Origin of the sequence: Salarchaeum japonicum (assembly GCF_020614395.1) — an archaeon.
GTDB lineage: Archaea > Halobacteriota > Halobacteria > Halobacteriales > Halobacteriaceae > Salarchaeum > Salarchaeum japonicum.
This window is the reverse complement of sequence record NZ_CP085324.1, coordinates 1,344,695-1,369,784: the sequence shown is the minus strand read 5'-3', so window position 1 is coordinate 1,369,784 and position 25,090 is coordinate 1,344,695. Positions and strand designations below refer to the sequence as shown.

Sequence of the window (25,090 nt, the reverse complement as noted above, 5' to 3'; positions counted from 1 at the left end):
GATGGTCGCACTGCTCGCAACCGCGGGCGTTCCGGCCTTCGGCGGCACCGTCGCCGCCCAGGACGACTCCGGAACCGCCACGTGTGGCTATCCGTTCACCGCGACGGACGCCACCGGAACCGAAGTGACGGTCGACGAAGAGCCCGAACGCGTCGTCGTCGTCGGCGCGAGCGGCACCCAGACGATGTGGGAAATCGGCGCACGGGACAAGGTCGTCGGCATCTGGAACAGCCCCTACACGACCTACCTCGACGGGGCGGAGAACGTGACGAACGTCGCGAGCGACTTCGGGTACGCGAACGTCGAGGAAGTCCTCGCCCAGGACCCCGACCTCGTCCTGCTCGCGAACATCCAGCGCAACAGCACCGCCGAGAAACTCCGGCAGAACGGCACGACCGTCTTCAAGTTCGACGCCGCGACGAGCTTCCAGGACATCTACGAGAAGACCCGGCTGACGGGCCAGCTCGTCGGGAACTGTGAGGGCGCGAACGAGACCGTGACGTGGATGCAGAACCAGGTCTCGAAGGTGCAGGCCGCGACCGAGGACGTCGAGGCGAAGTCCATGCACTACCCCCAGGGTAGCGGGTACGCGCCCGGTCCCGACTCCTTCATCACGGACATCATGAACACCGCCGGCGCGCACAACATCATCCTGAACGGCGACTTCTCCGGCGCGACCGCGAGCGGCGTCTCCGGCGAGTTCGTCGTCCAGCAGAACCCCGAGTGGCTGCTCGCGAGCTACACGCCCGCGCTCGTGAACGAGACGCCATCGGGGACTGAAGCCCTCGAATCCGTCGCGACGGACGCCCTCAAGCAGACGCAGGCCTACCAGAACGAGAACATCGTCGTCGTGAACAGTAATTACCTCAGCCAGCCCGCGCCCCGCGTCGTCTACCCGCTCGTGGACATCACGAAAGCCCTCCACCCCGACGCGTGGGAATCCGTGAACACCACGACCACGACGACGACGACCGCCGCGACGACGAGTTCGTCCGGCACAACCACAACGACGACGACCGCCGCGACCACCACGAGCGCCGAGGGTAGCACGCCCGGATTCGGCGTGCTCGCCGCGCTCGCCGCGCTCGCCGGCGCGCTCGTCGTCGCGCGGCGTCGCTAGGTCCAACAGGGTTTAACCGTCCCGTCGATTCTTTTCGCGTATGGTCGAGAACGTCATCTACCCCGCCTACCTCGACAGCGAGTGCTCGCGGACGGACGGACGACGGGTGCCCGAGAGCCTCGCGGTTCCCGACCCGACGGTGGACGAGATAGCGAAAGCCGTCGGACAGGTCGGATACGACGCCGTCATCGAACGCGATAAGTCCTACAGCCGAGAGAGCTGGCGCGAGCGCGGCCGCGTGCTCGTCGAGAACGCGGACGACGCCGGGAAGTCCGACCTCCTGCAGGCCGTCGGCGCGTACGTCACGGCGCTCCGCGAGTAATGCGGCGCGCAGGCACCGTCACGCGAACCGCGCAAGGACTCGCCATCGTCCGCTGTGAGGACGACGACCACCCCGACATCGGCGCGACCGTCGTCGATTCCTCCCTGGACGACGTGGGCCGCGTCGTGGACGTGTTCGGCCCCACCAGCCGCCCGTACCTCGCGGTCACGCCCGCGAGCGGCGTGCACGTCCCCGCGCTCCTCGGAGACACGCTCTACCTCCGGTAAGTCGGAACGACGAAAACCCCCGGTCGTCTCTGTGCCGACATGAAGCAGCGCACGCGCGTCCTCCTCGCGGGCGCAGCGACCGTCCTCCTGTTCTTCCTCGTGCAGGTCGGTGCGCTCGCGCTCGTCGAACCGTTCGAACGCTACCAGACCATCGAAGACCCCACGAATCCCCTCAACAGCGTCCTCTACATCGGACTGTTGCTCGTCGCGACCGCCGTGATGCTCGCCGTCATCAAGTACGGCAAACAGCAGGCCATCCGGTACGTCATCATCGCCACGGGCGCGCTCGTCGCCTACTACGTGTTCAGCGTCGTCGGCGGGAGCCTCGTCGGCGGCGGCGCGGCCGCCCTGGTCGTGCTCGGCCTGCTCGTCCACCCCGAGTGGTACGTCATCGACGCCGCCGGCGTCGTCATGGGGATGGGCGCGGCCGCCCTGTTCGGCGTGAGTTTCGGCGTGTTCCCCGCGCTCCTCCTGCTCGTCGGCCTCGCCGTCTACGACGCCATCAGCGTCTACCGCACCAAGCACATGCTCACGCTCGCGGAGGGCGTGATGAACCTCAACGTCCCAATCCTCTTCGTCGTCCCGACCCGACTCGGCTACTCCTTCCGCGACGACACCGCGTCCGAGGCTGCCGGCGACGACGACGGCGAGGACGGCGAGCGGGACGCGCTCTTCATCGGTCTCGGCGACGCGGTGATGCCCACCATCCTCGTCGCGAGCGCCGCGTTCTTCCTCGACGCCGACGCCATCCTCGGCGTCCCCATCCCCGCGCTCACCGCCGCCGCCGGCACCCTCGTCGGCCTCGTCGTCCTCCTCCGCGAGGTTCTGGAGGGCGAAGCGCACGCCGGCCTCCCCCTCCTCAACGGCGGCGCGATTCTCGGCTACCTCGTCGGCGCGCTGTTCGCCGGCGTCCCCCTCGATATCGCGCTCGGTATCGCCGACTACCTCTAGTCGGCGGCGAAGCTTTTGTGTCGGGGACGCCTACGGGGTACTATGAAGTCCCGAATCAACCGGGCGGTGAGTCGCGCGAAGTACGCAGCAATCGGCGCAGCGGTCGGTGCCGCGGTCGGCGGTCTGCTCGGCCGGAACACCGCGAGCACGGGCGGCGCGCTCGGCGGTCTCGTCGGCGCTATCGTCGGCGAGAAGAGCGTCGGCGTGAAAGAACGCGTCGAACGCGTGCGCGGCCGTAACGCCGAGGAGTAATTACTCGCCCGTCAGGGCGTCGCTCGCGGGCGAGATGTCGATTGTCGTTCCGCGTCCCGCTTCTTCCGCGCGTTCGTACAGCATGTAGGCGGCCGCGGCGGTTTCGATGCCGGTGCCGCCGGAGTCGAACACCGTGATGTCGTCGTCGCTCGTTCGTCCCGGAGCGTCGCCGACGAGCACCTCGCCCAGTTCGGCGTGGATGTGGTCTTCCGTGACGACGCCCTCGTCGAGCGCGTGCAGGAACGACCCCGCGTCTTTCGTCGCGCGGGCGCGGAGGTCGGGGACGTAGACGGCGCGCTCGATGGTCGTCGCGTCGAGTTCGCGCTTCCCGGGGTGGTACTGCCCCATCGCGGTGACGTGCGTGCCGTCTTCGAGGTGGTCGCCGTCGAACACGGGTTCGGCGGCGTTCGTCGCGGTGATGACGATGTCCGCGTCCTCGATGGCGGCGTCCGGGGACGCGACCGCCGCGACGGCGGCGTCGAGCGCGGTGTTCATCTCGCCCGCGAACGCCTCCCGGCTCTCCTTCGTCGGCGAGTACACCCAGACCGTTTCGAGGTCGCGGACTTCGGCGGTACAGCGCAACTGGCCGCGGGCCTGCGCGCCGCTCCCGATGACGGCGACGGAGGTGGCGTCGTGGCGCGCGAGCGCGTCCACGCCCACCGCGCCCGTCGCACCGGTCTTGAAGGGGTTCATGCTCGCGCCGTCCAGCAGGGCGAGCGGTTCGCCGGAGTCCGCGTCGAACAGCGGCGTCATGAACCACGCGTCGCGCTCGCTGAACCCTGCGCTGTACATGTAGCCGCCCATCGCGCCCGTGTCCGGGAGGACGGCGGCGTACGTCGTGAACATCCCGGGCGGGTCGTCGTTCACGAGTTTCGTGCGCGGTTCCGCGGGCGCGCCCTCGCCGCGCTGGCGGTAGGCGTCCCGGACGGCCTCGACGTAGTCTGCGGGTGTCGCGAGGTCGGAGACGTCGTCGCTCGCGAGGTAGCGTGCGTCTGTCACAGGTGCGGGTTCGCGCGGCGGGAGGAAAAGCGTTGAGGGAGACGGAGCAGAGCGGTTATTCCGCGTCCACGGGCGCGTTCATCGCGCCGGAGACGTTCTGCGCGGCGGGCGCGCCGGCTGCGGGCGTCGTGGTGTCGGGCGTTCGGTCGACGGGGCCGTTGACGAAGAGGGCGTGACCGACGAGGGTGACGCCGACGAGGCCGGCGGCGGTGACGGCGGTGGTGATGGAGAACCCGGAGAGGCTGAAGCCGCCGACGGTTCCGAGGAATGCGAGGGGGATGAGGCCGAGAATGACGTCGTAATACTCACTCATAATATGATGTATACTATGCGAGATAGTCATATAAGTCTTTTCCACAGGTGAAGTGTGGCTGAACGATGGCTAATCCATAACTTATGAGTCGAGGATGGTCGTCGCGGCCACCCGCCACGCGAGCAGGAACAGGGAGCCGAACGCCGCCGCGACCGCGAAGAACACCGGCGACGCGTCACCCGGGAAGAACGCCGTACTCCGCACGAGCTGGCCCAGCACGTCCGCGACGAGCCAGCCGCCGACTGTCGCGCCGGCGAGCCGGAGCCGGGAGTCCGCGACGCGCTCGCCGTACGCGCCGAGCGCCCACGACCCCACCAGCCAGCCCGCGAGGAAGGGCACCGCCGCGCCCGCGAGCTGAACCGCGAGGTCGCCCGCCTGCGACGGCTGGAAGAGGAATGGGTTGTGCTGGTACTCGCCCACGGTGACGAACGCGAGAATCGCCACGAGGTCGCCCGCGGCGAACCGTCGAACCGTCCGCCTGTCGAACTCGAACATACCGGGGCTTCGCTCGCCTCCCTATTCGCTTCTCTGCTCTCGGACGCCCGCGACGGTGTACGCGAACCCGCGCTCGACGACCCGCGGCGCGAACCCCGCGTCCGCCAGACGGTCGCGGAGGGCGTCCGGCGTGTAGAACGTCGAGTCGAACCGAATCGCGTGCTCGGCGGCTTCGAGCAGTCGCCCGCGAACCGTCGCGGGGTCGAACTCGCGGACGACGAGCACGCCGCCCGGGCGGAGGACGCGGTGGGCTTCCGCGAGCGCGCCGGGCACGTCCGGGAAGTGGTGGAGGGCGTCCACGACGACCGCCGCGTCCGCTGACGCCGACCGCACCGGGAGCGCGCCCACGTCTCCCTGTACGACCGGGAGGCCGTCGCCCGCGGCGCGTTCGAGCATCCCCCTGGAGGCGTCCACGACGGTCGCGCCGCCGAGCGCGCGGGCCGCCCGCCCGGTTCCGCCGCCGAGGTCGAGCACGCGCGCCACGTCCCGCTGCGCGTGCGCGAGGCCATCCGCGAGCGGCGCGCGCTCCGCCGCCGGCATCACGAGGTCGTAGACGGGCGCGAACGCGTCGAAGTACGGAACGTCGTGCACACCCGTGAGTCGCGGGCGTGCCACATAAGCCTCCGCCGACCCAGGTGTCGGTATGGAGTTCGACGTGCTCGGCTGGCCCGGCGACGACCCGACCGTGCGCCTCGACTGGCGGCGCTTCGCGTACGCCGGGAAGTTCGTCATGTCGAACACGGGGAAGGCCGTCGCGCGCGACGACGGCGACGTGGTGGGCGCGGTCTCCTTCAACGCCGACCGCACCGACGACGCGACGGGGTGGCTTCGGTACGTCACCGTCCGCGAGGACTACCGCGGCGAGGGCGTCGGCCCGCGGCTCTGCGCGTTCGCCACCGACCGCCTCCACGAGCGCTACGACACGGTGCGAATCGCCGTCAACAACCCCTTCGCGTACCACGCGCTCCACAAGGCCGGGTTCGGCTGGACGGGCGACACCACGGGGCTCGCGGAACTCGTGCTCGCCCACCCCGCGCCCGCGGACGCCGACTACCGGGAGGGGCTTCGACGGTACCGCGAGCGCGACCTGACCGACGCGGAATCGGCGTTCGTCGCGGAGAAACTCGACACCGGCGCGCCCCCGACCCGGGAACCGCCAGCCTGAACCGCGCGCTCCACCGACCCCCACGCATGTCCCCGATATTCCTCGTACTCGGCCTGCTCGCGCTCGCCACGGGCACCGCCGCGCTCGCGAAACCCGGCCTCGTCTTCCGGCCCGAGAACGCGATGTACGACGGCGACGACGACCTCACCGACCGCGAAGCCGTCCTCGTCCAGCGCGGCGCGGGCGCGGCGACCATCCTCGTCGGCCTCGTCCTCCTCGCCGTCGGCCTGCTCTGACGGCGCGCGTGACGAAGCCTTAACCTCGAACGCGCCCAACCACGGGGTAATGGGACTCTCCGACCTCCGGCAGCTCGCCGTCATCGAGGAGGTCGCGTTCAGCGACCTCGACGGGGACGCGGTCGCCGTGGACGCGCACAACTGGCTCTACAAGTACCTCACCACGACCGTGAAGTGGACGAGCGACGCCGTCTACACCACGAGCGACGGCACGGAAGTCGCGAACCTCCTCGGCGTCGTGAAGGGCCTCCCGAAGTTCTTCGAGAACGACCTCACGCCCGTGTTCGTCTGGGACGGCGGCGTCACCGAACTCAAGGACGCCGAAATCGAGGAGCGCCGCGAGCAACGCGAGAAGTACGAGGCACAACTCGAAGAGGCGCGCGAGGAGGGGGACGCGGTCGCGGTCGCCCGACTCGAATCCCGAACCCAGCGCCTCACCGACACCATCCACGAGACGACGCGGGAACTGCTCGACATCCTCGGCGTCCCGCAGGTCGAAGCGCCGGCGGAGGGCGAGGCGCAGGCAGCGTACATGGCGCGCACGGACGACGCCATCGACTACGCCGGGAGCGACGACTACGACACCATCCTGTTCGGCGCGCCGTACACGCTCCGCCAGCTCACCTCGAAGGGCGACCCCGAACGCATGGACTTCCAGGCGACGCTCGACGAACACGACATCACGTGGGAGCAACTCGTGGACGTCGCCATCCTCTGCGGCACGGACTTCAACGACGGCATCAGCGGCTACGGCCCCAAGACCGCACTGAACTCGGTGAAAGAGCACGGCGACCTCTGGGGCGTCCTCGACGCGGACGACGAGTACATCGAGCACGCGGACCGCATCCGCGACCTGTTTCTCGACCCGGACGTGACCGACGACTACGCGCTCGACCTGGACGTCGATCCGGACGTGAGCGCCGCGCGCGACTACGTCTGCGAGGAGTGGGAGATTCCCGCGAGCGAGGTCGAGACCGCGTTCGACCGCATCGAGGAGTCGATGGTGCAGACCGGCCTCGACCAGTGGACTTAGGCGAGCGCTAGCCCGCCGAGGAGGACGGTTCCGACGGCGACCAGCGCGAGGCCGGAGACCTGCTGGAGGGCGACCCGCCACGGCTTCGGTTCCACGTTCTCCCCGCCCCGGGTGCCGATGAGGTCGAACGCGAGGTCGATGCGTTCGAGGTCGCGCGGGAACGCGAGCGCCGGGATGCCGAGGGCGACGAGGAGAACCCCGACTACGCCGGCACCGCCGCCGACCAGGACGGGTGCGAGGGCGGAAAGGAGAAAGCACGCGCCCGCGACGCCGGCGATGGTGCCGGCGCGCCGCGACGACACGTCGAACGCGGCCTGCCAGGACTGCCACCAGACGAGCGCAGACCACGCGGCGGTCGCGGCGACGACCGCGAGCCAGACCGACGAACTCGGCGTCAGCGCGTCGGCGGCGAGCGCGCGCGCCGCGTCGATGCCCGCCGGCGTGAGCGTCGCCGTCTCCAGTTCCACGACGAGCGGCCGCGCGAGGTAGCGGAGCGCGGTCGGCGCGAGCCCGACGGCCGTGACGGCGAGCACGGCCGAGAACCGCACGCGGTCGTCGTAGTCGTCCGCGGTCGCGCCGCCGATAACGACGTGCAGGAGGCCGCTCACGACTATCCAGACCGCGAACGGTACCAGAAAGGCCGCGAACGCGAGGTCGGACGCTGCGTCCGCCGCGTAGCTGGCGAGCGGCTGTTGGACGGTCGCGGGTTCGGTCGCGCAGGTCTCGTGGTGGTACTCGTAGAAGAAGTCGCCGGGCGACTGCGCGTCCTCGCAGATGGTCTCGGACGGCCGCGCGGGGTTGTCTATCTGGACGCTGCCGGTGGTCGCGTCGGCGACGACGCCGGACGCGTACAGCACGCCCGCGGCGTTCAGCGCGCACAGCAGGACGACGACGGCGACGCCCGCGCGAACCGACACCGGCCGCGAATCGGCGAACGCCGCTCGCGGTCGGACGAGAGCGCGGAGGGCGCGAGGGAGGGAGTCGAGCACGGGCGTGTCAATCCGGGCGACTGTCAAAAATCCGTGTGGTTCGACGCAGGGGTTCCCCGACCGCGTCGTTTTTCCTCACAGCACTCCCTCCTCGTGCATGGACCTCTCCGAAATCGAGGCGCTCATCGAGTCGAACATCGAGGACGCGGACGCGGAGGTGTCGCGCACGCGCGGCCCGCACGACGACGACCACCTCGGCGCGGTCGTGGTGTCGCCCGCGTTCGAGGGACTGTCCCTGGTCGATCAGCACCAGCTCGTGTACGACGCGCTGGAGGGGAAGATGACGCGGGACATCCACGCGCTCGAACTGAAGACGTACACGCCCGACGAGTACGACGAATAGCCGACAGGTCTTTTCCACGGCGCGTGATAGTGTATCGCATGGAATCCGAAGCGTACGTGCACCGGGACGACTTCGGGGAGCACCTCGTCTCGCGCCTCCACGACCAGGTCGGCGAGACGCTGCGTTCGGTCGTCGCGTACACCACGGACGAGTACGCGCTCTGGTATCTCCGCGACGACGTGGAACACCGCTACACGCCCGACGACGTGGCGGCCGCGGTGGACGAGATGCGACTCGAAACCCTCCACCGCGAGTACATCAACGACGTGTTCGCGGAACGATGCGGCGACCTCCGGTGCAGCATCACGTACTTCACGGAGTCCGTCGAGATGAACTTCCCAATCTCGTCCGGCGAAGGCCTCGCCATCTCCGTGGACGAACACCACTTCGAGGAGCAGACCGACCTCGTGAAGAACGTCACCACGTTCCTCGACGAGGAAGCCAGCCCCGAGTTCTTCGAACCGTAGGTCGCGGCGAGCGCGCGGCGTTCCGGTGGCTTTTACGCTGTCCGCGACGACCCCCCGGGTATGGCAGACGACTACCGCGTCGAGGAGGACAGTCTCGGAGAGATGGAGGTTCCCGCGGACGCGTACTGGGGCGCACAGACCCAGCGCGCGGTGGAGAACTTCCCCATCAGCGGGGAGACGTTCAAACCGCGGTTCGTGCACGCGCTCGGCGTCGTGAAGAAGGCGGCGGCGCAGGCGAACCGCGACCTCGAAACCATTCCCGCGGACAAGGCGGACGCCATCGTCGAAGCGGCGGACGAGGTCATCGCGGGCGAGCACGACGACCAGTTCCCCGTGGACGTGTTCCAGACGGGCTCCGGTACCTCGTCGAACATGAACGCGAACGAGGTCATCGCGAACCGCGCGACCGAGATTTACGGCGGCGAAATCGGCACGCGCGAGATTCACCCGAACGACCACGTGAACTTCGGGCAGTCCTCGAACGACGTGATTCCGACGGCGATGCACGTCGCGTCCCTGTCGGCGCTCGTGGAGGACGTCCAGCCCGCGCTGGAGGCGCTCGCGGCCGAACTGGAGGCGAAGGAAGCGGAGTTCGACGGCATCGTGAAGACGGGTCGCACGCACCTGCAGGACGCGACGCCCGTCCGCCTCGGCCAGGAGTTCGGCGGGTACCGCGCGCAGATAGAGAAGGGGCTGGCGCGCGTGGAGAACGTGAAGCCGCACCTGCGCGAACTCGCGCTCGGCGGCACGGCCGTGGGCACGGGCCTGAACACGCATCCCGAGTTCCCGCAGGCGGCCGCGGACTACATCAGCGAGGAGACGGGCATCCAGTTCCGGGAGGCGGACAACCACTTCGAGGCGCAGGCCGCGCACGACGCGATGAGCGAGGCGCACGGCGCGCTCAAGACCATCGCGGGGAGCCTGAACAAGATAGCGAACGACCTCCGCCTGCTCGCGAGCGGCCCGCGGAACGGCCTCGGCGAAATCGAACAGCCGGAGAACCAGCCCGGGTCGTCCATCATGCCCGGGAAGATAAACCCGGTCGTCGCCGAAGCGGTGAATCAGGTGCACAAGCAGGTCGTCGGGAACGACGCCGCGGTCGGCGCGGGCGCGGCGGAGGGCCAGATAGACCTGAACCTCTACAAGCCCATCCTCGCGCAGAACTTCCTCGACTCCGCGACCCTCGTCGCGAACGGGAGCGAGACGTTCGCCACGAAGTTCGTCGCGAAACTCGAAGCGAACGAGGAGCACTGCGAGACCCAGGTCGAGCAGTCGATGGCGCTCGCCACCGCGCTCAACCCCGCCATCGGGTACGACAAGGCGAGCGAGGTCGCGAAGGCCGCGCTCAAGGAGGACAAGACGGTGCGGGAGGTCGTGCTCGAACGCGGCTACCTCACCGAGGAGGAGGCGGACGAAGTCCTCGACCCCGAGGCGATGACGCACCGCGTCATCCTCGGCGACGACTAGAGGGTTTTTCACGGCAGGCGTTCCCTCAACGCGTATGGAACGCCTGAATCCCCGCGTCCGAGTCGTCTGGGCGGTCGGCGCGCTCGTCACCGCCCTCGTCCTCGGCGGTATCGTCACCGGTGTCGCGCTGTTCGCGGACACCAGCGAGTTCCCGTGGTTCACGCCGCTCTACGGCGTCGGCGTCTTCCTCCTCGTCGGCGTCGTCGGCGTCGTGTTCGCCGTCCTCCGATACCGGGTCTTCCGGTTCGAGGTGCGCGACGACACGCTCTTCCTCCAGCGCGGCGTCGTCACGCGCGTGCGAACCGTGGTTCCGTACGTCCGCGTCCAGCACGTGGACACCCAGCGCGGCCCGCTCGAACGCCTCGTCGGCCTCTCCTCGGTCGTCGTCTACACCGCGGGGAGCCGCGGGGCGGACGTGTCGATTCCGGGGCTGACGCCGGAGCGCGCGGACGAACTGCAGGCGTCGCTCCGCGAACTCGCCATCGAGAGCGAACCCGAGGACGCCGTATGAGACTCCACCCGTTCAGCGTCCCGTACCGCGTCGTGGACAGGGGACTGCGGTTCGGGTGGGCGGCCGTCATCGGCGTCGCCGCGACATCCGGCGGCGCGTTCGCGGAGTTCTGGCCGTTCATCCTCGCCGGCGTCGTCGCGCTCGCCGTCCTCGGACTGGGCTACGAGTACGCGTACTACCAGCGGTTCGCGTACGAACTCACGGGCGACACGCTCGACATCGACTCGGGCGTGCTCAGCCGCCGCGAGCGCGAGATTCCGCTGCGTCGCGTGCAGAACGTGGACGTGACGCGGAACGTCCTCCAGCGCGCGCTCGGCATCGCCACCGTCAGCGTCGAGACCGCGGGCGGCGGGAGCACGGAGGCGAAACTGGAGTGCGTGAGCGCGGAGGAGGCCGAACGCCTCCAGACCGAAATCCGCCGCCTCAAAGCCGGCGAGACCGCCGACGCCGAGAGCGAGACGGCGGGGGACGTGCTGTACGAACTCGACGACCGGTCGTTGCTCGCGTACAGCTTCCTCTCCTTCGACCCCCGGGTCGCGTCCGGCATCGCCGTGCTCTTCCCACTGCTCGGCCCGGTCGTCGCGACGCTCGGATTCGGCGACGCCGTGAACGGCTTCGGGGCCGCGCTCCTCGTCGTCCTCGTCGGCGTCGCCGTCCTCCTCCTCGTCTCCGCGCTCTGGGCGGCGAGCGCCGCCGTCCGGTTCGTGCGGTTCTACGGCTTCCGTTTGCGTCGGGAGGGAGACGACCTCCGGTACGAGCGCGGCCTCCTCAAGCGCTACACGGGCACGATTCCGCTCGACAAACTCCAGTCCGTCTCCCTCACGGAGAACGTCCTGATGCGCCGCGTCGGCTACGCCACGCTCGCCGTCGAGACCGCGGGGTACGCGCCCGGCGACACGCCCTCTGGCGGCTCCGAGGCCGCCGTTCCGTTCGCCCCCCGGGAGGACGCCGTCGCGCTCGCCCGGATGCTCGAACCCTTCGAGGACATCGCGGTCGAACGCCCGCCAACCCGGGCGCGCCGCCGGTACGTCGGCCGGTACTCGATTCTCGCCGGCATAGTCGCCGCGAGCGCGTTCGCCGCCAACGCATTCTGGAGTCTCCCCTACTGGTGGCTCTCGCTCCTCCTGTTCCCGCTCGCGGTCGCCGGCGGCCACTACCGCTGGCTCCACCTCGGGCACGCCGAGGGCGACGAGTACGCCGTCACCCGGAGCGGGTTCTGGTCGCGCTCCACCACCGTCGTCCCCTACTACCGCCTCCAGACCGTCATCGAGTCCCAGTCCGTCTTCCAGCGCCGCTGGGGGCTGGCGTCCGTCGTGTACGACACCGCGGGAAGCCGCCGGCTCGCCGGCGGGGACGCCACCGCGCACGACCTCTCGGAGGACACCGCGAGCAGTCTCGTCGAACGCGCGATAGACCGCCTCCGCGCGACGCTCGGCCGCCAGTAAAAGGACACGCGTGTCCTGGGGCCGACGTGGGTGCGCCGGCCCCGCGACGGTACCGTCACAGGTTGACGGACCGCGTGCGGGCGTGTGAACCCGCATCGGGGTGTTCGACTCGGACAGGAAAAACTTACTCCCCCCGAACGGAGCCAAAGGGACTTTTTGCGCGCGGACTTCGGTTAGAACCATGTGCCGTCGGTCAGTTCTCGCCGCGGGCGCGCTCGCCGGCTGTACGACCAGCGGTGACGACCGAACGCACGTGCCGACGCCCTAGCGCGCGCCGAGGCGCTGGAAGCAGACCGCGGCACAGGCGGTGAGAACGCCGAGCACGACGAACGACTCGTCGAACAGGTCGGCGTCCGCCATCGCGCCGACGAACGCCGACCCGGTCGCGCTCACGAGGAAGAAACACGTCCGCAGGAACCCCCAGGACGCGCCCTGCGCGTCCGTCGGGAGCGCCGCGATGACCGAGGAGTTCGCGACCGGCGCGATACCCATGCGCGTCCCGAGGAGGAAGGAGAGCACCGCCCAGACCGCGAGCGAGTCCACGAACGGCACCGCGAACAGCGTGAGCGCGCCGACCGCGGCGGCCGTGACGAGCACCGGCACCGTCCCGTAGCGGTCGGAGAGCGACCCCGCCGCCAACTGGGTGAGACCGCCGCCGACGAACAACAGCGCGAACACGCCGGACGCGACGCCCTGCCCGATTCCCTCCACATCCACGAGGTACGTCGGGAGGAACGCCGTCAACCCCTGGAACGCGAACAGGTAGAACGTCAACCCCAGGACGGCGAGCAGGACGTCGCGGTCGCGCACCGCGTCCGGCACCCGCGCGAGGGCTTCGCGGAGCGTGAACGTCGGGCCGGTGTCGATGGTGGTCTCCGCGTACTCGTCGATGGGGTCGGGGAGGACGCGGTACGCGAGCGCCGCGACCGCGAGGAACAGCGGAACCGCGCCGCCGACGAGGACGCGCCAGCCGAGTTCGTCCACCGCGACGCCCGCGACCAGCGGGAGGACGGCGGAGCCGAAACTCCCCGCGGCGAGCGTGATGCCGAACGCCGCGCCCGCCCGCGTCGGGAACGCCCGGGAGAGCGCGGTGCCGCGTGCCGGCCCGTAGAACCCCGACCCGATGCCGAACGCCGCCGCGCCCACGAGGAACACCGCGAACACCGGCGCGCTCGCGAGGAACGCGAGGCTCGCCGCGCTCATCGCGAGACTCCCCGCGAGCGCCGTTCGCTCCCCGATGCGGTCGGTGATGAGGCCGGCCGGGAACTGCGTGAGCGCGTAGAACGCCCACACCACCGTCACCGCGATGCCCGCCGTCGCGTTGTCCACGACGAACGTCTCCTTCACCTGCGGAATCACCGCCGGCACCAGAAACCGCAGGCCGAGCGTGAGCAGCCATCCGGACGCGATACTCAACAATATCCAGCCGCGGCCGTCGCCACGCAACCCCCGGAGCGACTCGGTGACGCGGCGACGAACCTCTGACACGACTAGGGGGAGACGAACCGCGGATAAGAAACCCCTGAAAGACGGCGGGGTTGCCGTTACTCGACGCGCGCTAGTCGAGGTCGAAGCGGTCGGCCTGCATGACCTTGCTCCACGCCTCGACGAAGTCCTCGACGAGCTTCTCCTCGCCGTCCTCGGCCGCGTACACGTCGGCGTGCGCGCGGAGACGCGCGTTCGAGCCGAAGATGAGGTCGAAGCGCGTGGCCTCCCACACCTTCTCGCCCGTGTCGCGGTCGAAGCCCTCGAAGACCTCGTCGTCCTCGTCCACGGGCTCCCACTCGTAGTCCATGTCGAGGAGGTTCACGAAGAAGTCGTTCGTGAGCGTGCCCGGGTCGTCCGTGAAGACGCCGCGGTCGGTGTCGTCGTAGGTCGCGCCGAGCGCGCGAAGCCCGCCGACGAGCACCGTCAGCTCCGTCACGGAGAGGTTGAGGAGTTCGGCCTTATCGACCAGGCGCTCCTCCAGGGTGTCGTAGAGGTCGTTGTAGTCGCCGTCACCGAGGTAGTTCCGGAAGCCGTCCGCCTTCGGTTCGAGCGGGTCGAAGGAGTCGGCGTCCGTCTGCTCGGCGCTCGCGTCCGTGCGACCCGGCGCGAACGGCACGTCAACGTCGTAGCCCGCGTCCGCCGCGGCCTGCTCGACGGCGACGTTCCCGCCGAGGACGATGAGGTCGGCGAGCGAGACGCGCACGTCGTCGTCGCGCGACTCGTTGAACTCCGCCTGAATCTCCTCGTACGTGTCGAGCACGTCAGCGAGGCGCTCGGGCTCGTTGACCTCCCAGTTCTTCTGGGGTTCGAGGCGGATGCGCGCGCCGTTCGCGCCGCCGCGCTTGTCGCTGTCGCGGTACGTCGAAGCGGACGCCCACGCCGTCTTCACGAGCTGGGAGCGCTCGATGTCGGCGTCGAGAATCGCCGCTTCGAGCTCCTCGATTTCGTCCTCGCCGACGGTCTCGTAGTCCGCGTCCGGAACCGGATCCTGCCAGACGAACTCGCCCTCCGGCACTTCGGGGCCGAGGAAGCGCTCCTTGGGACCCATGTCGCGGTGGAGGAGTTTGTACCAGGCGCGCGCGAACGCCGCCTGGAACTCGTCGGGGTTCTCCTGGAAGTTTTCGAGCACCGCGCGGAAGTCCTCGTCGTGCTTCAGCGCCACGTCCGTCGTGAGCATCATCGGCTGCTCGGACTCGTCGAAGTCTTGCGCGTCAGGGGCCTTCTCGATGTTCTCGCGGTCGTCCTCGTCGGCGGGCCGCCACTGCCACGCGCCGCCGGGGCCCTTGTGCGGCTCCCACTCGTAGTCGAGGAGGTTGTCCACGTAGCCCGTGTCCCACATCGTCGGCGTGGCGTTCCACGGCCCCTCGATGCCGCTCGTAATCATGCCGGCCTTCTCGAAGTCGTGATCCCAGCCGAGGCCCTGCTGTTCGATGGGCGCGGACTCGGGGTCGGGGCCGACTTCGGTCTCGTCGTCGGCACCGTGCACCTTCCCGAACGTGTGGCCGCCGGCGATGAGCGCGACGGTCTCCTCGTCGTCCATCGCCATCCGACTGAACTCCTCGCGGATGTTCTTCGCGGAGCCGTCGAGGTCGGGTTCGCCGTACGGGCCCTCGGGGTTCACGTAGATGAGGCCCATCACGGTGTTCGCGAGCGGGTCTTTCAGGTTCCCGACTTCCTCGTCCTCGAAGCGCTCGGGGGACGTGGTCTCCCACTCGGTCTCGGGACCCCACTCGATGGCTTCGTTCGATTTGTACTCGTCCACGCGGCCGCCCGCGAAGCCGTACGTCTCGAAGCCCATGGATTCGAGGGCGACGTTCCCGGCGAGGACGATGAGGTCGCCCCACGAGAGCTTCCGGCCGTACTTCTGCTTGACCGGCTGGAGGAGACGACGGGCCTTGTCGAGGTTGACGTTGTCGGGCCAACTGCTCTCCGGCGGGAGGCGCTGGAGCGCGCCGGACGCGCCCGCGCGACCGTCGATGGTGCGGTAGGTGCCGGCGCTGTGCCACGCCATCCGGATGAACAGGGGGCCGTAGTGGCCGTAGTCGGCCGGCCACCAGTCCTGCGAATCCGTCATGACGTCCGCGATGTCGGACTTCACTTCGTCGAGGTCGAGCTTCTGGAACTCCTCGGCGTAGTCGAAGTCGTCGCCGTAGGGGTCGAGGTCGGCGGCGTTGTCGTCGAGGATGTCGAGTCGGAGGAGGTTCGGCCACCACTCCTGGTTCGACCACGTCATGCCGCGGTCACCTCGGCGTCGAACGTCGGTTCGTCGCGCACAGCCGTTCCGCAGTTGGATGCGTCTTCCATTGTTGTCTCCGTCACATCAATACTGAGCAGATATCTTCATAAATGCACCGATGGGATTCTCGTTTACAATCTGTGAGTTAGCGAACAGCGCACAATTCTTTCCGATACGCGAACTCGGGGGTGGCACGGCCGCCGCGGACGCGCCGGTTCCGCCATCGGATAGATCCCCTCGCGCACACTCGACTTCGGTATGTCACCGGAGCCGACCGTCCGCTCCCGCGTCCTCTGGGTCACCTCCAGCGCGGGGCCGGACGGTGGCCGCGTCGCCGACCGAACCGACCGATTCGAGGTGTTCGAGAACGGCCTCGACAACGCCGTCACTCACAACGACGCCAGCACGCCGACCGTGGACGTCACCGTCGCAGAGACCACGACCACCGCGTACGTGGACGACGACGGCACGCACGTCCCCGACCCCGACCGGCCGCACGCCGTCGAGGAAGTCGAGTGCCCGGGCGTCACGGTCGAAATCGCGGACAACGGCCCCGGCAGCCCCGAGGACGAACGCGAGGGCGTGCTCGAAACCGGCGTCTCACAGCTCAGCGAACCCGGGAGCGGGTTCGGTCTCTACCTCGTGAAACAGCTGATGGCGGCCTACGGCGGCCGCATCGAAATCCGAGAGAACGACCCGCACGGTACCGTGTTCGAACTGACGTTCCTCGCGCAACCGCCCGCGCGCTAGAGAATCCGGCTGTCGCGTTCGAGGTCGCCGACGTACGCGCGCAGGAACTCCACCTCGTCGTCCGAGAGGTGTTCGACGGCGCGCTCCGCCGCCGGCCGCACGTCGTCGAGCCGGGCTTCCAGGTCGGCGTACGCGTCCGTCTCCACGAGCCGCTGTCGGGAGTGCGTGGATTCGAGTTCGGAGAGTCGGACGAGCACGCTCACGTACTCGCGGACGGGTTCCGGGTACGCGTGCTGGCGCTTCAACGCCTCGACGGCGTCCCGCACCTCGTCTCGGTCGATGGGTTTCTGGAGGTACTCGTCGAACGGCAAGTCGGCGGACTCGACGCCGATTTCGGACGCGGTCAGCATCGCGACCCGTACGTCCGCGTTCCGGTCGCGGAGTTCGCGGAGCACGTCGTCGCCGGGAACGGTCGGCATCCGGCGGTCGAGCAGGACGACGTCGATGTCGGGCGTGTACGCGTCGAGCGCGTCGTCGCCGTCGTACGCGACCACGACCTCGTAGTCGTCCAGCCAGAGCGCGACGGCGTCCGCGAACCCCTGCTCGTCGTCCACCACGAGCACGGCACCGTCGCCGCGGGCGTCGCCGTCGCCGGCGTCGGTGCGCGTTCGGTCGTCGGTGGCGTCCTTCGACGACGGGTTCTCTCCCGTCGTCCGCCCGCCGACGCCCGGGTTCGCTCGGAGCGCCGACCCGTTCGACCCCGCCGTCGGGCCGTCCGAGCGACCCCAGGACGTCGTCCGTATCATTGTCTGCGTTATAGTTTCCAGGGGGATTAAGCTTCGGTGACGACCTCGTCGCCCACCGAGAGCGTCCGTCCGCGAGAGCCGTCGGGTACGTCCGCGATGAGCATGAGTGCGTAGAAGTGGTCGAACGCCGATTCGTCCACCCAGTCGGGGAGCGTCGCGCGCCGGCGCTCCACGAACCGCTCGCGGAACCCGGGGTCGCGCTCGCCCGTCTCCGGGTCGCGCTCCGGGACGACGCACCGCCCGCACGGCTGAACGCCCTCGAACCGCACGTCCCCCGCGCGGAACGCGGGCGCGTCAGCGCCGACGAACCGGTCTTCCCAGAACGCGGGGACGCCCGCGACCTCGACGTTCGCGCGCATCCGTCGCCGCACGCTCTCCGGGGTGAGGTCGTCGAACCAGTCCGCGACGGTTTCGACGGTCGCCGTGCTGATGACCGAGGGACCGGCCGACCGCCGATCCACGAATCCGAGTTCCGTGTCGCGCTCCACCGCGAGGTCGTAGCCGAAGACGTCGCCGAGCCACGCCGCCGCCTCCCCGGGGCGGTCTCGGAGCGGGAGCGTCGCCGTCTCACCCGCGTTCGTCTCGACCGTGAGCGTCCCCGCGTCGCGGTCGTACGTCGTCGCGAGGTCGTGGACGCGCGGCGTGCGCTTGCCGTTCACGAGGTCGCCGTTCGCGTCCACGAGTTTGTACTCGCGGTCGCCCGCGAGCGTCCCGCCCGCGGTCACCCGCACCGTCTCCACGTCCTCACCGGAGAGTGCCTTCACCGGATACCGCGTGAGTCGCGCGACCCGAGCCATACCGGAGAACGCGGCGGCCGCCGGCAAAGACCTGCCGGTCACACCCGGGGACGGAGCGGGTGCACAACGCCTATGGGTGCCTCGCGCGGACTGCGAGTGTGTCCGCTGCAGGCCGCCTCCGCCGACTCGTCGCGTCCCGCGCCGCCATCGACGCGCGAGCGCTCGCCGCGTTCCGCATCGGCCTGGGGAGCGTCGTCCTCCTCGACCTCCTCCTCCGCCTGCGGAACGTTCGCGCGTTCTACACCGACTACGGCGTCCTCCCCCGCGAAACGCTCTACGCCGAGTTCCCCGGCTTCGCGTCCGTCTCGATTCACGCGCTCTCCGGCGGCCTCGCGCTCCAACTCCTCTTGTTCGCGCTCGCCGCCGCGCTCTCCGTCTGCCTGCTCGTCGGCTACCACAGCCGGCTCGCCGCCCTCCTCTCCCTCGTCCTCCTCGTCTCCCTGCAGGCGCGCAACCCCGTCGTCCTGAACGCCGGCGACAGCCTCCTCCGCCGACTCCTCCTCTGGAGCGTCCTCCTCCCGCTCGGCCGCGCGTGGAGCGTGGACGCCGCCCGGGAGCGAGGCCGCGACCGCGCGCTCGGCCCCGTCGCGAGCGTCGCCACCGCGGGCCTGCTCGTGCAAGTCGTCGCCGTGTACGCCGTGAACGCCGCGCTCAAACTCCGGGGGGACGCCTGGCTCTCCGGCACCGCCGTCCGGTACGTGTTCAGCCTCGACCAGTTCCTCCGCCCGCTCGGCGAACTCCTCGCGGGGTATCCCGCCCTCCTCACCGCCGCCGACTACGCGTGGGTCGCGCTCCTGCTCGCGTCCCCGCTCCTCCTGCTCACGACGGGCCGCGTCCGCGGCGCGCTCGCGGCCCTGCTCTCCGTCGGCCACCTCGGGATGCTCGCGACGATGACGCTCGGCGTCTTCCCGCTCGTCACCGTCGTCGCGCTCCTCGTCTTCCAGCCCGCGGCGGTGTGGAACCGCCTCCCCGACCCCCAGCCGCGATTCGACCGCCTCGCCCGCCGCCTCCCCGACCTCCCCCGCCCGAGCACGCCCTGGGCGCTCGTGCGCCGCGGAACCCGCGTCCTCTCCGTGCTCCTCCTCGCCTTCGTGCTCGTCTGGAACGCCGCCGCGGTCGGCGTCGTCCAGACCCCCGAGAGCGCGCCCGTCCAGCCCAGCGAACGCAGCTGGGACATGTTCGCCCCCGAACCCCTCGGCACCGACGGCTGGTACGTCGCGCCCGCCACCACGACCACCGGCGAAACCGTGGACGCGTGGAACGGCGGCACCGTCTCGTACGCGAAACCGCCCGACGTGTCCGAGACCTACCCGAGCGCGCGCTGGCGGAAGTACCTCGCGACCGTCGCGCTCTTCGACGGCCGGTCGCTCGCCGACGAGTTCGCCGCCTACCTCTGCCGCGACTGGAACGCCACCCACGACTCGACGCTCGCCCAGGTGTCCGTCGTGTTCGTCGCGCAACCGACGCGACTCGACGGCCCGGAGCCTATCGAAAACCGGACGCTCGCGAACCACTCGTGCGGTCGGTGACAACTCTCCGTGGATACCTGTGCGTTTATACTCGTCCACCTACTCCCCACACCTAATGGCAAATCGAGCCCGGACTCGCTACACCGCGGACGACTTCCCGGACCCGGCATCGACGGACCACATCACACACAATCCGAGCCTCGACGACCTCCGCGCCTTCTCCGAGCACCTCGAAACGACCACGGAATACGGGTCGCCGTCGTACGTCAGCGACTACCGCTCGCGGAGTTCCGAGCAGACCCGGAACGCCGTCGACCACGAGTTCGACGACGACGATTACGTCGCGTTCGAGAGCGCGCTCGACTTCGTGGAGGACGCGTCGAACGACGTGGTCGCCGTCGACCGCGTCGTCGGCCGCCACCCCGACACGTCGTTCGTCTGCCGGCTCTTCATCCCGAAGGAGTACGGCCGTATCGCGCTCTCCTGGGCGAAACTCCTCGAACCCGCGCCCGAGAACGCCGACCCCGACTTCGTGACGGTGCAGGTGCCCGAGCGCGACGAGACCACCATCCGCATCCTCCCCGAGGCGGGCGTCACCGCCGTCCTCGGGAGCGACTACACGGGCGAGGCGAAGAAGTCCTTCCTCCGGCTCTACATGTACCGCGCGAAACAGCAGGGCGGGCTCGGCCTGCACGCGGGGTCGAAGCGCGTCCACCTCGACGACGACGCGGGCGAGCGCGACGTCGGCCAGCTCTTCCTCGGCCTGTCCGGGACGGGGAAGTCCACGCTGACGAGCCACGGGCTCTGGCTCGACGACCCCGAGGGCGCGGAGATGCTGCAGGACGACGTGTGTGCGCTCCTGCCGAACGGCACCGTCACCGGGAGCGAGGGGAAAGGGCTCTACATCAAGACCATCGGCCTCGAAGCCGACGAACAGCCGGAACTGCACGGCGCGGCGACCTCCGAGACCGCCGTATTGGAGAACGTCGCCGTGGACGACGACGGCGCGGTTCACTTCGACGAACCGCGGTACGGCTCGAACAGCCGCGCCGTCGTCCTGCGCGACGAACTGGAGAGCGCCGCGGACGACATCGATCTCCCCTCGGTCGATCAGGTGTTCTTCATCACCCGGAACCCCCTGATGCCGCCGGTCGCGAAACTCGACGAAGACCAGGCGGCGGCCGCGTTCATGCTCGGCGAGTCCGTCGAGACGAGCGCCGGCGACCCCTCGCGCGCGGGTGAGTCCATCCGCGTCGTCGGCACCAACCCATTCATCATGGGGTCGAAAGGCGAAGAAGGGAATCGGTTCCGCGACCTCATCAGCGACCTCGGCGTGGACTGCTTCGTCCTGAACACGGGCGTCGTCGGCACGGACACGCCCGCGGACGTGGGCGTCGAGGAGACCGTCGCGCTCCTCGAAGCCGTCGCGCGCGGCACCGTCTCCTGGACGACGAACGACGACCTCGACCTCACCGTCCCGAGCGAGGTTCCCGGGATGGACATCGAGTCGTTCTCCGTCGCGGAGCGCACCGCGGACTTCGAGGACGCCCACGCGGCGCTCACCGAGGAACGCCGCGAGTACCTCGAATCCTTCGTTGATCTCGACGACGACATCGTGGACGCGACCTACTGAGACCTCCCGAGAGTTATTTTCACGAACGCCGAATAGAGTTATAGTCCCGCGAGCGCTCCGAACGAGTGGGTGCACGCGCACCTGCTCCCGTTTGTCATCCACATAGTCCGGCCCACTCCCGGGCCGCTTTCGCTACTCCTCGACCAGCGGGAAGCGCGCGAGCCGCGCCGCCGCGATGGAGGTCAGGCCGCGCGAGGTGACGGAGTCGCCGCCGCGGACGTTGTGCGCGAGCTCCAGTCCCGTAACGTCCGCCACCGGAATCAGGCGGACTTCGGTGCCGTCGGGGCCGACCTCGAAAATCAGGTAGGACTGCGGGAACGAGCACGTCGTCGGCGACATCACCTCTCGAATCCCGTCGATGGTCGCGACCGCGGGCAGGTGGAGGTGGCCGGTGAGAACCACGGGGTCAGTCCCGGCGGAAAGCGCCTCCACGAGGTCGTCGGTGTTCCGCGTAATCGGAGGAATCTCCATCTCCTCTTCGACCTCGTCGCGGTGCGAGCGCAACTGGTCGTACGTCGGCGGGAGGTTGTGGTGCATCAGCACGAACACGGTCTCCTCCTCGGCGAGCACGTCCCGGAGGAAGTCCAGCTGGTCTTCGGGCACGTCGCCCTCGTGGGAGTCGAGCAGGCGGTCGTCGCCGCCCGAACTGTTGAGGCCGACGACGGTCACGTCGCCCACGTCCACGCGGAACGGGAGGCTCCCGGGCGTGTACTGCTCGACGAACCGGTCAAGCGACGGCGTGTCGTGTTCGTCCCCGTCCTTCCGCACATCGTGGTTCCCGGGGACGGCGTAGAACGGCACGTCGAGCGATTCCAGGATGCCGTCCACCGTCTCGTAGTTCCACAGTTCGCCGTCCTTCGTCAGGTCGCCCGGAGAGAGGACGGCGTCGAGGTCGCGGCCCGCCATGTCCTCGACGGCGGCGCGGAAGTGCGTCTCCGTGTGCTCGAAGAGCTTCGACGTGCCCGCCGCCTCCGTGGAGACGTGTGGGTCGGCGACGACGGCGAACCGCGTCGTCGTGTCGCTCCGCGGTCGTGCGAACCGTGCCATCAGACTACCGGCGTGCGTATCAGTCATCGAAGAATATCTCGGGGTTGTCGAATTCGACCGTTCCGTAGTGCGTTTCGTCGAGCGCGCGGACGTGCGCGCGGAGCGTTCCCTCGCTGCGAGCGTGCTCGCGGAGTCCGGCGGCGGCGTCCCGGGGGAACGCGCCCACGAGGAGCACAGCGTCCGCCGCGTCCTCGTTTCGCACTTCGACGACGAGGTAGCGCGTCCCGCCCGCGGACTCCGCGTACACGACGTAATCGGTGACGCCCTCCGTGACGAGCGCCTCGAAGTCTTCGCCCTCCTCGCTCGGGACGATGAACGCCAGCCCCACGGTGTCGGTTCCCTCGACCTCGGGGCCGACTGGCGCGAGGTGTCCGGCGCGAACCGTCGTCGCGTCCCAGCCCTCCTCGACGAGGGCGTCGGCGCGCTGTTCGGCCTCGCTCAGGGTTCGTCCCCAGGCGCTCGTCTCCCGGATGTCGTTCGCATCCGGTGAATCGTCAGCCATCAGTACGTGGGTCGTGTCTCCCCCACTCGAATCTTCCGCCATTCCCGCCCGCACCGATACCATCCCGGCAATACCAGTATATAGTACTACATAGAGAACTGTATCTTATATATAATGGGTGGGAAAGAGTCAAGTGATTTGTTTTCCGTCTATTACACGATGTCGGGAGACACCACCCGTCGAGGCTTCTTGACCGCTGCAGGAACCGGCGTAGCAGCCGCTATCGCCGGCTGTTCCAGTTCCAGCGAAGACACCACCGAAAACACGTCGAGCGACGACGGCAGCACGTCCGGAGGCGGACGGCTCGAAATGATGGCGACAGGCTCCATCCAGACCCTCGACCCGATCAACGCCAAGGGGTCCGGCGCTGGGTACAACCAGTACGGCGAACCCCTCATGTACTTCCCGGACGGCCTCTACCCGCCGGAGGCCGCGCTCGTCGAGGACTACAGCATGTCCGAGGACGGGCTCACGTACACGTTCAACCTCAAGCAAGACCTCACCTTCCACGACGGCAGCGAGTTCACCGCGCAGGACGCCGTCTACACGTACCGCCGCATGGCCGAGTCGCCCAACTCCCGTAACAAGGACGACATCATCGGCCAGACGATGACCATCGACCACGAGAAGGACGCGAGCATCGCCGCGCCCGAGGACGAGGAGACGCTCGACGACATCGTCCCGCAGAGTCTCGCGGTTCGCGCGCCCGACGACTACACGTTCGAGTTCGACCTCGCCTCGCCCTTCGAGTACACGCTCTTCCAGATCGCGGGCGGGAACTGGGCGATGCTTCCCGAGAACGCCGTCGGCGACATCGAGGGCTACGACGGCGAGTACTCCTACAACGAGTTCTTCAGCACCGCGAACGGCGGCCCGGAGTACGCGGGTCTCGGCGCGTTCCAGGTCGACTCCTGGACGAAGGGGAGCGAAATCACGCTCTCCTCGTTCGAGAATTACTGGAACGGCGAACCCGAACTCGACGAGATCCGGTTCACCGTCGTCACCAGCGGGAACACGCGACTCAACCGCTTCAAGGGCGAGAACGCGCACATCCTCGAAGGGATGCCGACCGCCTCGTTCAACCCCGACAACGTCTCCATCGAGGAGACGAAGGGGAGCCGCGAAGTCGGGACGTACACCTTCGACGACGGCATGGAGGTCAACTACGGTCAGATTCCCGCGCTCACGACCGAGTACCTCGTGTTCAACACGCTCGAAGTCCCGATCCCGGTTCGGAAGGCGTTCGCGTACGCGCTGAACCAGCACGACGTGGCCGAGAACGTCTACAAGGGAACCGCGACGCCCGCCTACCACATCACGCCGCCGGACCCCTACCCGACCTTCGAGGAGGGGGTTACGTCCCGCGAAACGTACACCCGGCACGCCGAGGAAGGCTATCAGTCCAACACCGACTGGGCGGAGAACGGATACCCGTACGGCTACGGCGAAACCATGCTCGGCGAGGCGACTCAAGTGATGGAGGACGCCGGCTACGGGCCGAACGACATGTACTCCGTCACCGCGACCACGATTTCGGGCAACGACGCGTACACCCAGGTGCTCACCACCCTCCAGTCGAAGCTCCGCGCCGCCCACATCGACATGGAGATCACGGAAGCGAACTTCGGCACCATCATCAGCCAGGCCATCAACGGCAGCATGGAAGTGTTCGCGCTCGGTGACGGCATGGAGTACCCCGGTCCGCAGAACTTCCTCCGCTACCTTCACGGGAAGAACCCGAGCGGACAGTTCACCCGCTGGGGCGCGGAGGGGAGCTACTACGACGAAGAACTCCGCCAGTTCGCCCGCGACACGTGGGACGAACAGTACGCCGGCGACGACGCGACGCCGGAGACGCGAAACGAGGCCTTCCAGACTATCGAGGAGGTCAACTGGGAGTCCGTGCAGGAACTCCCGCTCGTCAACCCCATCAGTCAGCGCTTCTGGCATCAGGGCGTCGACGTGGACATGTACGGCGTGATGGAGAACCAGACGTTCGACGACGTCACCATCCAGTAGCGCGGCCGAGGCGAATCCCCGCCTTTCAAGCGACGCGAATTCCCAATATTTCGATACCCTATATGCAT

General features: G+C 68.8%; 28 protein-coding genes. 17 read left to right on the top strand and 11 right to left on the bottom strand.

Annotation, left to right across the window (positions count from 1 at the left end):
- The first annotated feature begins 1 nt into the window (after position 1).
- From LI334_RS07765 to LI334_RS07745, 5 genes are read left to right on the top strand one after another with little or no spacing between them, the layout of a single operon-like run.
- Positions 2-1,120, top strand: a complete 1,119-nt coding sequence (locus LI334_RS07765) for a PGF-CTERM-anchored ABC transporter substrate-binding protein (RefSeq protein ID WP_227259849.1) — start codon at positions 2-4, stop codon at positions 1,118-1,120.
- Positions 1,121-1,160: 40 nt separating this feature from the next.
- Positions 1,161-1,442 carry a signal recognition particle subunit SRP19 gene (srp19, locus tag LI334_RS07760; RefSeq protein WP_227259847.1) on the top strand — a complete coding sequence of 94 codons (282 nt, stop codon included), beginning with the start codon at positions 1,161-1,163 and terminating at the stop codon, positions 1,440-1,442.
- Positions 1,442-1,669, top strand: a complete 228-nt coding sequence (locus tag LI334_RS07755) for an H/ACA ribonucleoprotein complex subunit GAR1 (protein ID WP_227259845.1) — start codon at positions 1,442-1,444, stop codon at positions 1,667-1,669. The genes srp19 and LI334_RS07755 overlap by 1 nt, the downstream gene beginning before the upstream one ends.
- Before the next feature lie 39 nt (positions 1,670-1,708).
- Complete coding sequence (locus LI334_RS07750; RefSeq protein WP_227259843.1) at positions 1,709-2,620, top strand: presenilin family intramembrane aspartyl protease PSH; 912 nt, start codon at positions 1,709-1,711, stop codon at positions 2,618-2,620.
- A 42-nt stretch (positions 2,621-2,662) separates the two neighbouring features.
- Positions 2,663-2,872: a glycine zipper 2TM domain-containing protein gene (locus LI334_RS07745; protein ID WP_227259842.1), complete on the top strand. Its 210-nt coding sequence runs from the start codon at positions 2,663-2,665 to the stop codon at positions 2,870-2,872.
- Here the strand turns inward: LI334_RS07745 and LI334_RS07740 are convergent, their stop codons facing one another.
- From LI334_RS07740 to LI334_RS07725, 4 genes are all read right to left on the bottom strand, one after another.
- Positions 2,873-3,871 carry an ornithine cyclodeaminase family protein gene (locus tag LI334_RS07740; protein WP_227259840.1) on the bottom strand — a complete coding sequence of 333 codons (999 nt, stop codon included), beginning with the start codon at positions 3,869-3,871 and terminating at the stop codon, positions 2,873-2,875. It lies immediately after the preceding gene.
- Between the two features lie 55 nt (positions 3,872-3,926).
- On the bottom strand, positions 3,927-4,184 hold the full coding sequence (locus LI334_RS07735; RefSeq protein ID WP_227259838.1) for a hypothetical protein: 258 nt from the start codon (positions 4,182-4,184) through the stop codon (positions 3,927-3,929).
- An 81-nt stretch (positions 4,185-4,265) separates the two neighbouring features.
- Positions 4,266-4,679 carry a DUF3054 domain-containing protein gene (locus LI334_RS07730; protein ID WP_227259836.1) on the bottom strand — a complete coding sequence of 138 codons (414 nt, stop codon included), beginning with the start codon at positions 4,677-4,679 and terminating at the stop codon, positions 4,266-4,268.
- Between the two features lie 21 nt (positions 4,680-4,700).
- Positions 4,701-5,219: a class I SAM-dependent methyltransferase gene (locus LI334_RS07725; RefSeq protein WP_343750122.1), complete on the bottom strand. Its 519-nt coding sequence runs from the start codon at positions 5,217-5,219 to the stop codon at positions 4,701-4,703.
- A gap of 103 nt (positions 5,220-5,322) precedes the next feature.
- Here LI334_RS07725 and LI334_RS07720 point away from each other — a divergent pair, with 103 nt between their 5' ends.
- Genes LI334_RS07720 through fen form a run of 3 tightly spaced genes read left to right on the top strand, consistent with a single transcriptional unit; the run spans position 5,323 to position 7,113 of the window.
- The gene (locus tag LI334_RS07720; RefSeq protein WP_227259833.1) at positions 5,323-5,844 is read left to right on the top strand and encodes a GNAT family N-acetyltransferase; all 522 of its coding nucleotides are present in this window, start codon (positions 5,323-5,325) and stop codon (positions 5,842-5,844) included.
- Positions 5,845-5,870: 26 nt separating this feature from the next.
- Positions 5,871-6,080 carry a hypothetical protein gene (locus LI334_RS07715; protein WP_227259832.1) on the top strand — a complete coding sequence of 70 codons (210 nt, stop codon included), beginning with the start codon at positions 5,871-5,873 and terminating at the stop codon, positions 6,078-6,080.
- Between the two features lie 49 nt (positions 6,081-6,129).
- Complete coding sequence (gene fen, locus LI334_RS07710) at positions 6,130-7,113, top strand: flap endonuclease-1 (RefSeq protein ID WP_227259830.1); 984 nt, start codon at positions 6,130-6,132, stop codon at positions 7,111-7,113.
- On the opposite strand, the gene LI334_RS07705 is transcribed toward fen, so the two are convergent.
- On the bottom strand, positions 7,110-8,102 hold the full coding sequence (locus LI334_RS07705; RefSeq protein ID WP_227259828.1) for a hypothetical protein: 993 nt from the start codon (positions 8,100-8,102) through the stop codon (positions 7,110-7,112). The two genes, fen and LI334_RS07705, sit on opposite strands and share 4 nt — an antisense overlap.
- 97 nt (positions 8,103-8,199) lie before the next feature.
- Between LI334_RS07705 and LI334_RS07700 the strand changes: the two genes are divergently transcribed.
- The 5 genes from LI334_RS07700 to LI334_RS07680 are packed head-to-tail and all read left to right on the top strand — an operon-like array spanning position 8,200 to position 12,335.
- Positions 8,200-8,445, top strand: coding sequence for a BolA family protein (locus LI334_RS07700; RefSeq protein ID WP_227259826.1), 246 nt, complete (start codon positions 8,200-8,202; stop codon positions 8,443-8,445).
- Positions 8,446-8,483: 38 nt separating this feature from the next.
- The gene (locus LI334_RS07695; RefSeq protein WP_227259825.1) at positions 8,484-8,912 is read left to right on the top strand and encodes a hypothetical protein; all 429 of its coding nucleotides are present in this window, start codon (positions 8,484-8,486) and stop codon (positions 8,910-8,912) included.
- A gap of 60 nt (positions 8,913-8,972) precedes the next feature.
- The gene (locus LI334_RS07690) at positions 8,973-10,379 is read left to right on the top strand and encodes a class II fumarate hydratase (protein WP_227259824.1); all 1,407 of its coding nucleotides are present in this window, start codon (positions 8,973-8,975) and stop codon (positions 10,377-10,379) included.
- Positions 10,380-10,413: 34 nt separating this feature from the next.
- The gene (locus tag LI334_RS07685) at positions 10,414-10,890 is read left to right on the top strand and encodes a PH domain-containing protein (RefSeq protein ID WP_227259822.1); all 477 of its coding nucleotides are present in this window, start codon (positions 10,414-10,416) and stop codon (positions 10,888-10,890) included.
- Positions 10,887-12,335: a PH domain-containing protein gene (locus tag LI334_RS07680; RefSeq protein WP_227259819.1), complete on the top strand. Its 1,449-nt coding sequence runs from the start codon at positions 10,887-10,889 to the stop codon at positions 12,333-12,335. Before LI334_RS07685 ends, LI334_RS07680 begins: the two co-directional genes overlap by 4 nt.
- Positions 12,336-12,599: 264 nt before the next feature.
- Here LI334_RS07680 and LI334_RS07675 read toward each other — a convergent pair whose 3' ends face one another.
- Positions 12,600-13,823 carry an MFS transporter gene (locus LI334_RS07675; protein WP_227259816.1) on the bottom strand — a complete coding sequence of 408 codons (1,224 nt, stop codon included), beginning with the start codon at positions 13,821-13,823 and terminating at the stop codon, positions 12,600-12,602.
- A 70-nt stretch (positions 13,824-13,893) separates the two neighbouring features.
- Entirely contained in the window at positions 13,894-16,056 is a 2,163-nt protein-coding gene (katG, locus tag LI334_RS07670; RefSeq protein ID WP_227259814.1) for a catalase/peroxidase HPI, read from the bottom strand.
- A gap of 261 nt (positions 16,057-16,317) precedes the next feature.
- Between katG and LI334_RS07665 the strand changes: the two genes are divergently transcribed.
- Positions 16,318-16,809, top strand: a complete 492-nt coding sequence (locus LI334_RS07665) for a sensor histidine kinase (protein WP_227259812.1) — start codon at positions 16,318-16,320, stop codon at positions 16,807-16,809.
- Here LI334_RS07665 and LI334_RS07660 read toward each other — a convergent pair.
- A complete protein-coding gene (locus LI334_RS07660; protein WP_227259810.1) occupies positions 16,806-17,555 on the bottom strand; it encodes a response regulator in 750 nt (249 codons plus the stop codon). The genes LI334_RS07665 and LI334_RS07660 overlap by 4 nt on opposite strands.
- Positions 17,556-17,581: 26 nt before the next feature.
- On the bottom strand, positions 17,582-18,352 hold the full coding sequence (locus LI334_RS07655) for an MOSC domain-containing protein (protein WP_227259808.1): 771 nt from the start codon (positions 18,350-18,352) through the stop codon (positions 17,582-17,584).
- Positions 18,353-18,450: 98 nt separating this feature from the next.
- Between LI334_RS07655 and LI334_RS07650 the strand changes: the two genes are divergently transcribed.
- Both LI334_RS07650 and LI334_RS07645 read left to right on the top strand, forming a co-directional pair.
- Positions 18,451-19,881 carry an HTTM domain-containing protein gene (locus tag LI334_RS07650; RefSeq protein WP_227259807.1) on the top strand — a complete coding sequence of 477 codons (1,431 nt, stop codon included), beginning with the start codon at positions 18,451-18,453 and terminating at the stop codon, positions 19,879-19,881.
- Between the two features lie 55 nt (positions 19,882-19,936).
- Positions 19,937-21,454, top strand: a complete 1,518-nt coding sequence (locus LI334_RS07645; protein WP_227259805.1) for a phosphoenolpyruvate carboxykinase (ATP) — start codon at positions 19,937-19,939, stop codon at positions 21,452-21,454.
- A 132-nt stretch (positions 21,455-21,586) separates the two neighbouring features.
- On the opposite strand, the gene LI334_RS07640 is transcribed toward LI334_RS07645, so the two are convergent.
- Both LI334_RS07640 and LI334_RS07635 read right to left on the bottom strand, forming a co-directional pair.
- Complete coding sequence (locus LI334_RS07640; RefSeq protein ID WP_227259803.1) at positions 21,587-22,528, bottom strand: metallophosphoesterase family protein; 942 nt, start codon at positions 22,526-22,528, stop codon at positions 21,587-21,589.
- Entirely contained in the window at positions 22,521-23,003 is a 483-nt protein-coding gene (locus LI334_RS07635) for a DUF7529 family protein (RefSeq protein ID WP_227259801.1), read from the bottom strand. Before LI334_RS07635 ends, LI334_RS07640 begins: the two co-directional genes overlap by 8 nt.
- Positions 23,004-23,312: 309 nt before the next feature.
- On the opposite strand from LI334_RS07635, the gene LI334_RS07630 reads away from it, so the two are divergent.
- A complete protein-coding gene (locus LI334_RS07630) occupies positions 23,313-25,022 on the top strand; it encodes an ABC transporter substrate-binding protein (RefSeq protein ID WP_227259799.1) in 1,710 nt (569 codons plus the stop codon).
- Positions 25,023-25,090: the final 68 nt, after the last annotated feature.

Bases quoted from the DNA above. Each gene is read 5' to 3' on its own strand.
- LI334_RS07750 (WP_227259843.1), top strand. From the start codon at position 1,709: ATGAAGCAGCGCACGCGCGTCCTCCTCGCGGGCGCAGCGACCGTCCTC.
- LI334_RS07640 (WP_227259803.1), bottom strand. From the start codon at position 22,528: ATGACTGATACGCACGCCGGTAGTCTGATGGCACGGTTCGCACGACCG.
- LI334_RS07720 (WP_227259833.1), top strand. From the start codon at position 5,323: ATGGAGTTCGACGTGCTCGGCTGGCCCGGCGACGACCCGACCGTGCGC.
- LI334_RS07695 (WP_227259825.1), top strand. From the start codon at position 8,484: ATGGAATCCGAAGCGTACGTGCACCGGGACGACTTCGGGGAGCACCTC.
- LI334_RS07655 (WP_227259808.1), bottom strand. From the start codon at position 18,352: ATGGCTCGGGTCGCGCGACTCACGCGGTATCCGGTGAAGGCACTCTCC.
- LI334_RS07645 (WP_227259805.1), top strand. From the start codon at position 19,937: ATGGCAAATCGAGCCCGGACTCGCTACACCGCGGACGACTTCCCGGAC.
- LI334_RS07765 (WP_227259849.1), top strand. From the start codon at position 2: ATGGTCGCACTGCTCGCAACCGCGGGCGTTCCGGCCTTCGGCGGCACC.
- LI334_RS07700 (WP_227259826.1), top strand. From the start codon at position 8,200: ATGGACCTCTCCGAAATCGAGGCGCTCATCGAGTCGAACATCGAGGAC.
- LI334_RS07690 (WP_227259824.1), top strand. From the start codon at position 8,973: ATGGCAGACGACTACCGCGTCGAGGAGGACAGTCTCGGAGAGATGGAG.
- fen (WP_227259830.1), top strand. From the start codon at position 6,130: ATGGGACTCTCCGACCTCCGGCAGCTCGCCGTCATCGAGGAGGTCGCG.
- LI334_RS07755 (WP_227259845.1), top strand. From the start codon at position 1,442: ATGCGGCGCGCAGGCACCGTCACGCGAACCGCGCAAGGACTCGCCATC.
- LI334_RS07665 (WP_227259812.1), top strand. From the start codon at position 16,318: ATGTCACCGGAGCCGACCGTCCGCTCCCGCGTCCTCTGGGTCACCTCC.
- LI334_RS07660 (WP_227259810.1), bottom strand. From the start codon at position 17,555: ATGATACGGACGACGTCCTGGGGTCGCTCGGACGGCCCGACGGCGGGG.
- LI334_RS07680 (WP_227259819.1), top strand. From the start codon at position 10,887: ATGAGACTCCACCCGTTCAGCGTCCCGTACCGCGTCGTGGACAGGGGA.
- srp19 (WP_227259847.1), top strand. From the start codon at position 1,161: ATGGTCGAGAACGTCATCTACCCCGCCTACCTCGACAGCGAGTGCTCG.
- LI334_RS07730 (WP_227259836.1), bottom strand. From the start codon at position 4,679: ATGTTCGAGTTCGACAGGCGGACGGTTCGACGGTTCGCCGCGGGCGAC.
- LI334_RS07685 (WP_227259822.1), top strand. From the start codon at position 10,414: ATGGAACGCCTGAATCCCCGCGTCCGAGTCGTCTGGGCGGTCGGCGCG.
- LI334_RS07745 (WP_227259842.1), top strand. From the start codon at position 2,663: ATGAAGTCCCGAATCAACCGGGCGGTGAGTCGCGCGAAGTACGCAGCA.
- katG (WP_227259814.1), bottom strand. From the start codon at position 16,056: ATGACGTGGTCGAACCAGGAGTGGTGGCCGAACCTCCTCCGACTCGAC.
- LI334_RS07715 (WP_227259832.1), top strand. From the start codon at position 5,871: ATGTCCCCGATATTCCTCGTACTCGGCCTGCTCGCGCTCGCCACGGGC.
- LI334_RS07630 (WP_227259799.1), top strand. From the start codon at position 23,313: ATGATGGCGACAGGCTCCATCCAGACCCTCGACCCGATCAACGCCAAG.
- LI334_RS07635 (WP_227259801.1), bottom strand. From the start codon at position 23,003: ATGGCTGACGATTCACCGGATGCGAACGACATCCGGGAGACGAGCGCC.
- LI334_RS07725 (WP_343750122.1), bottom strand. From the start codon at position 5,219: ATGCCGGCGGCGGAGCGCGCGCCGCTCGCGGATGGCCTCGCGCACGCG.
- LI334_RS07735 (WP_227259838.1), bottom strand. From the start codon at position 4,184: ATGAGTGAGTATTACGACGTCATTCTCGGCCTCATCCCCCTCGCATTC.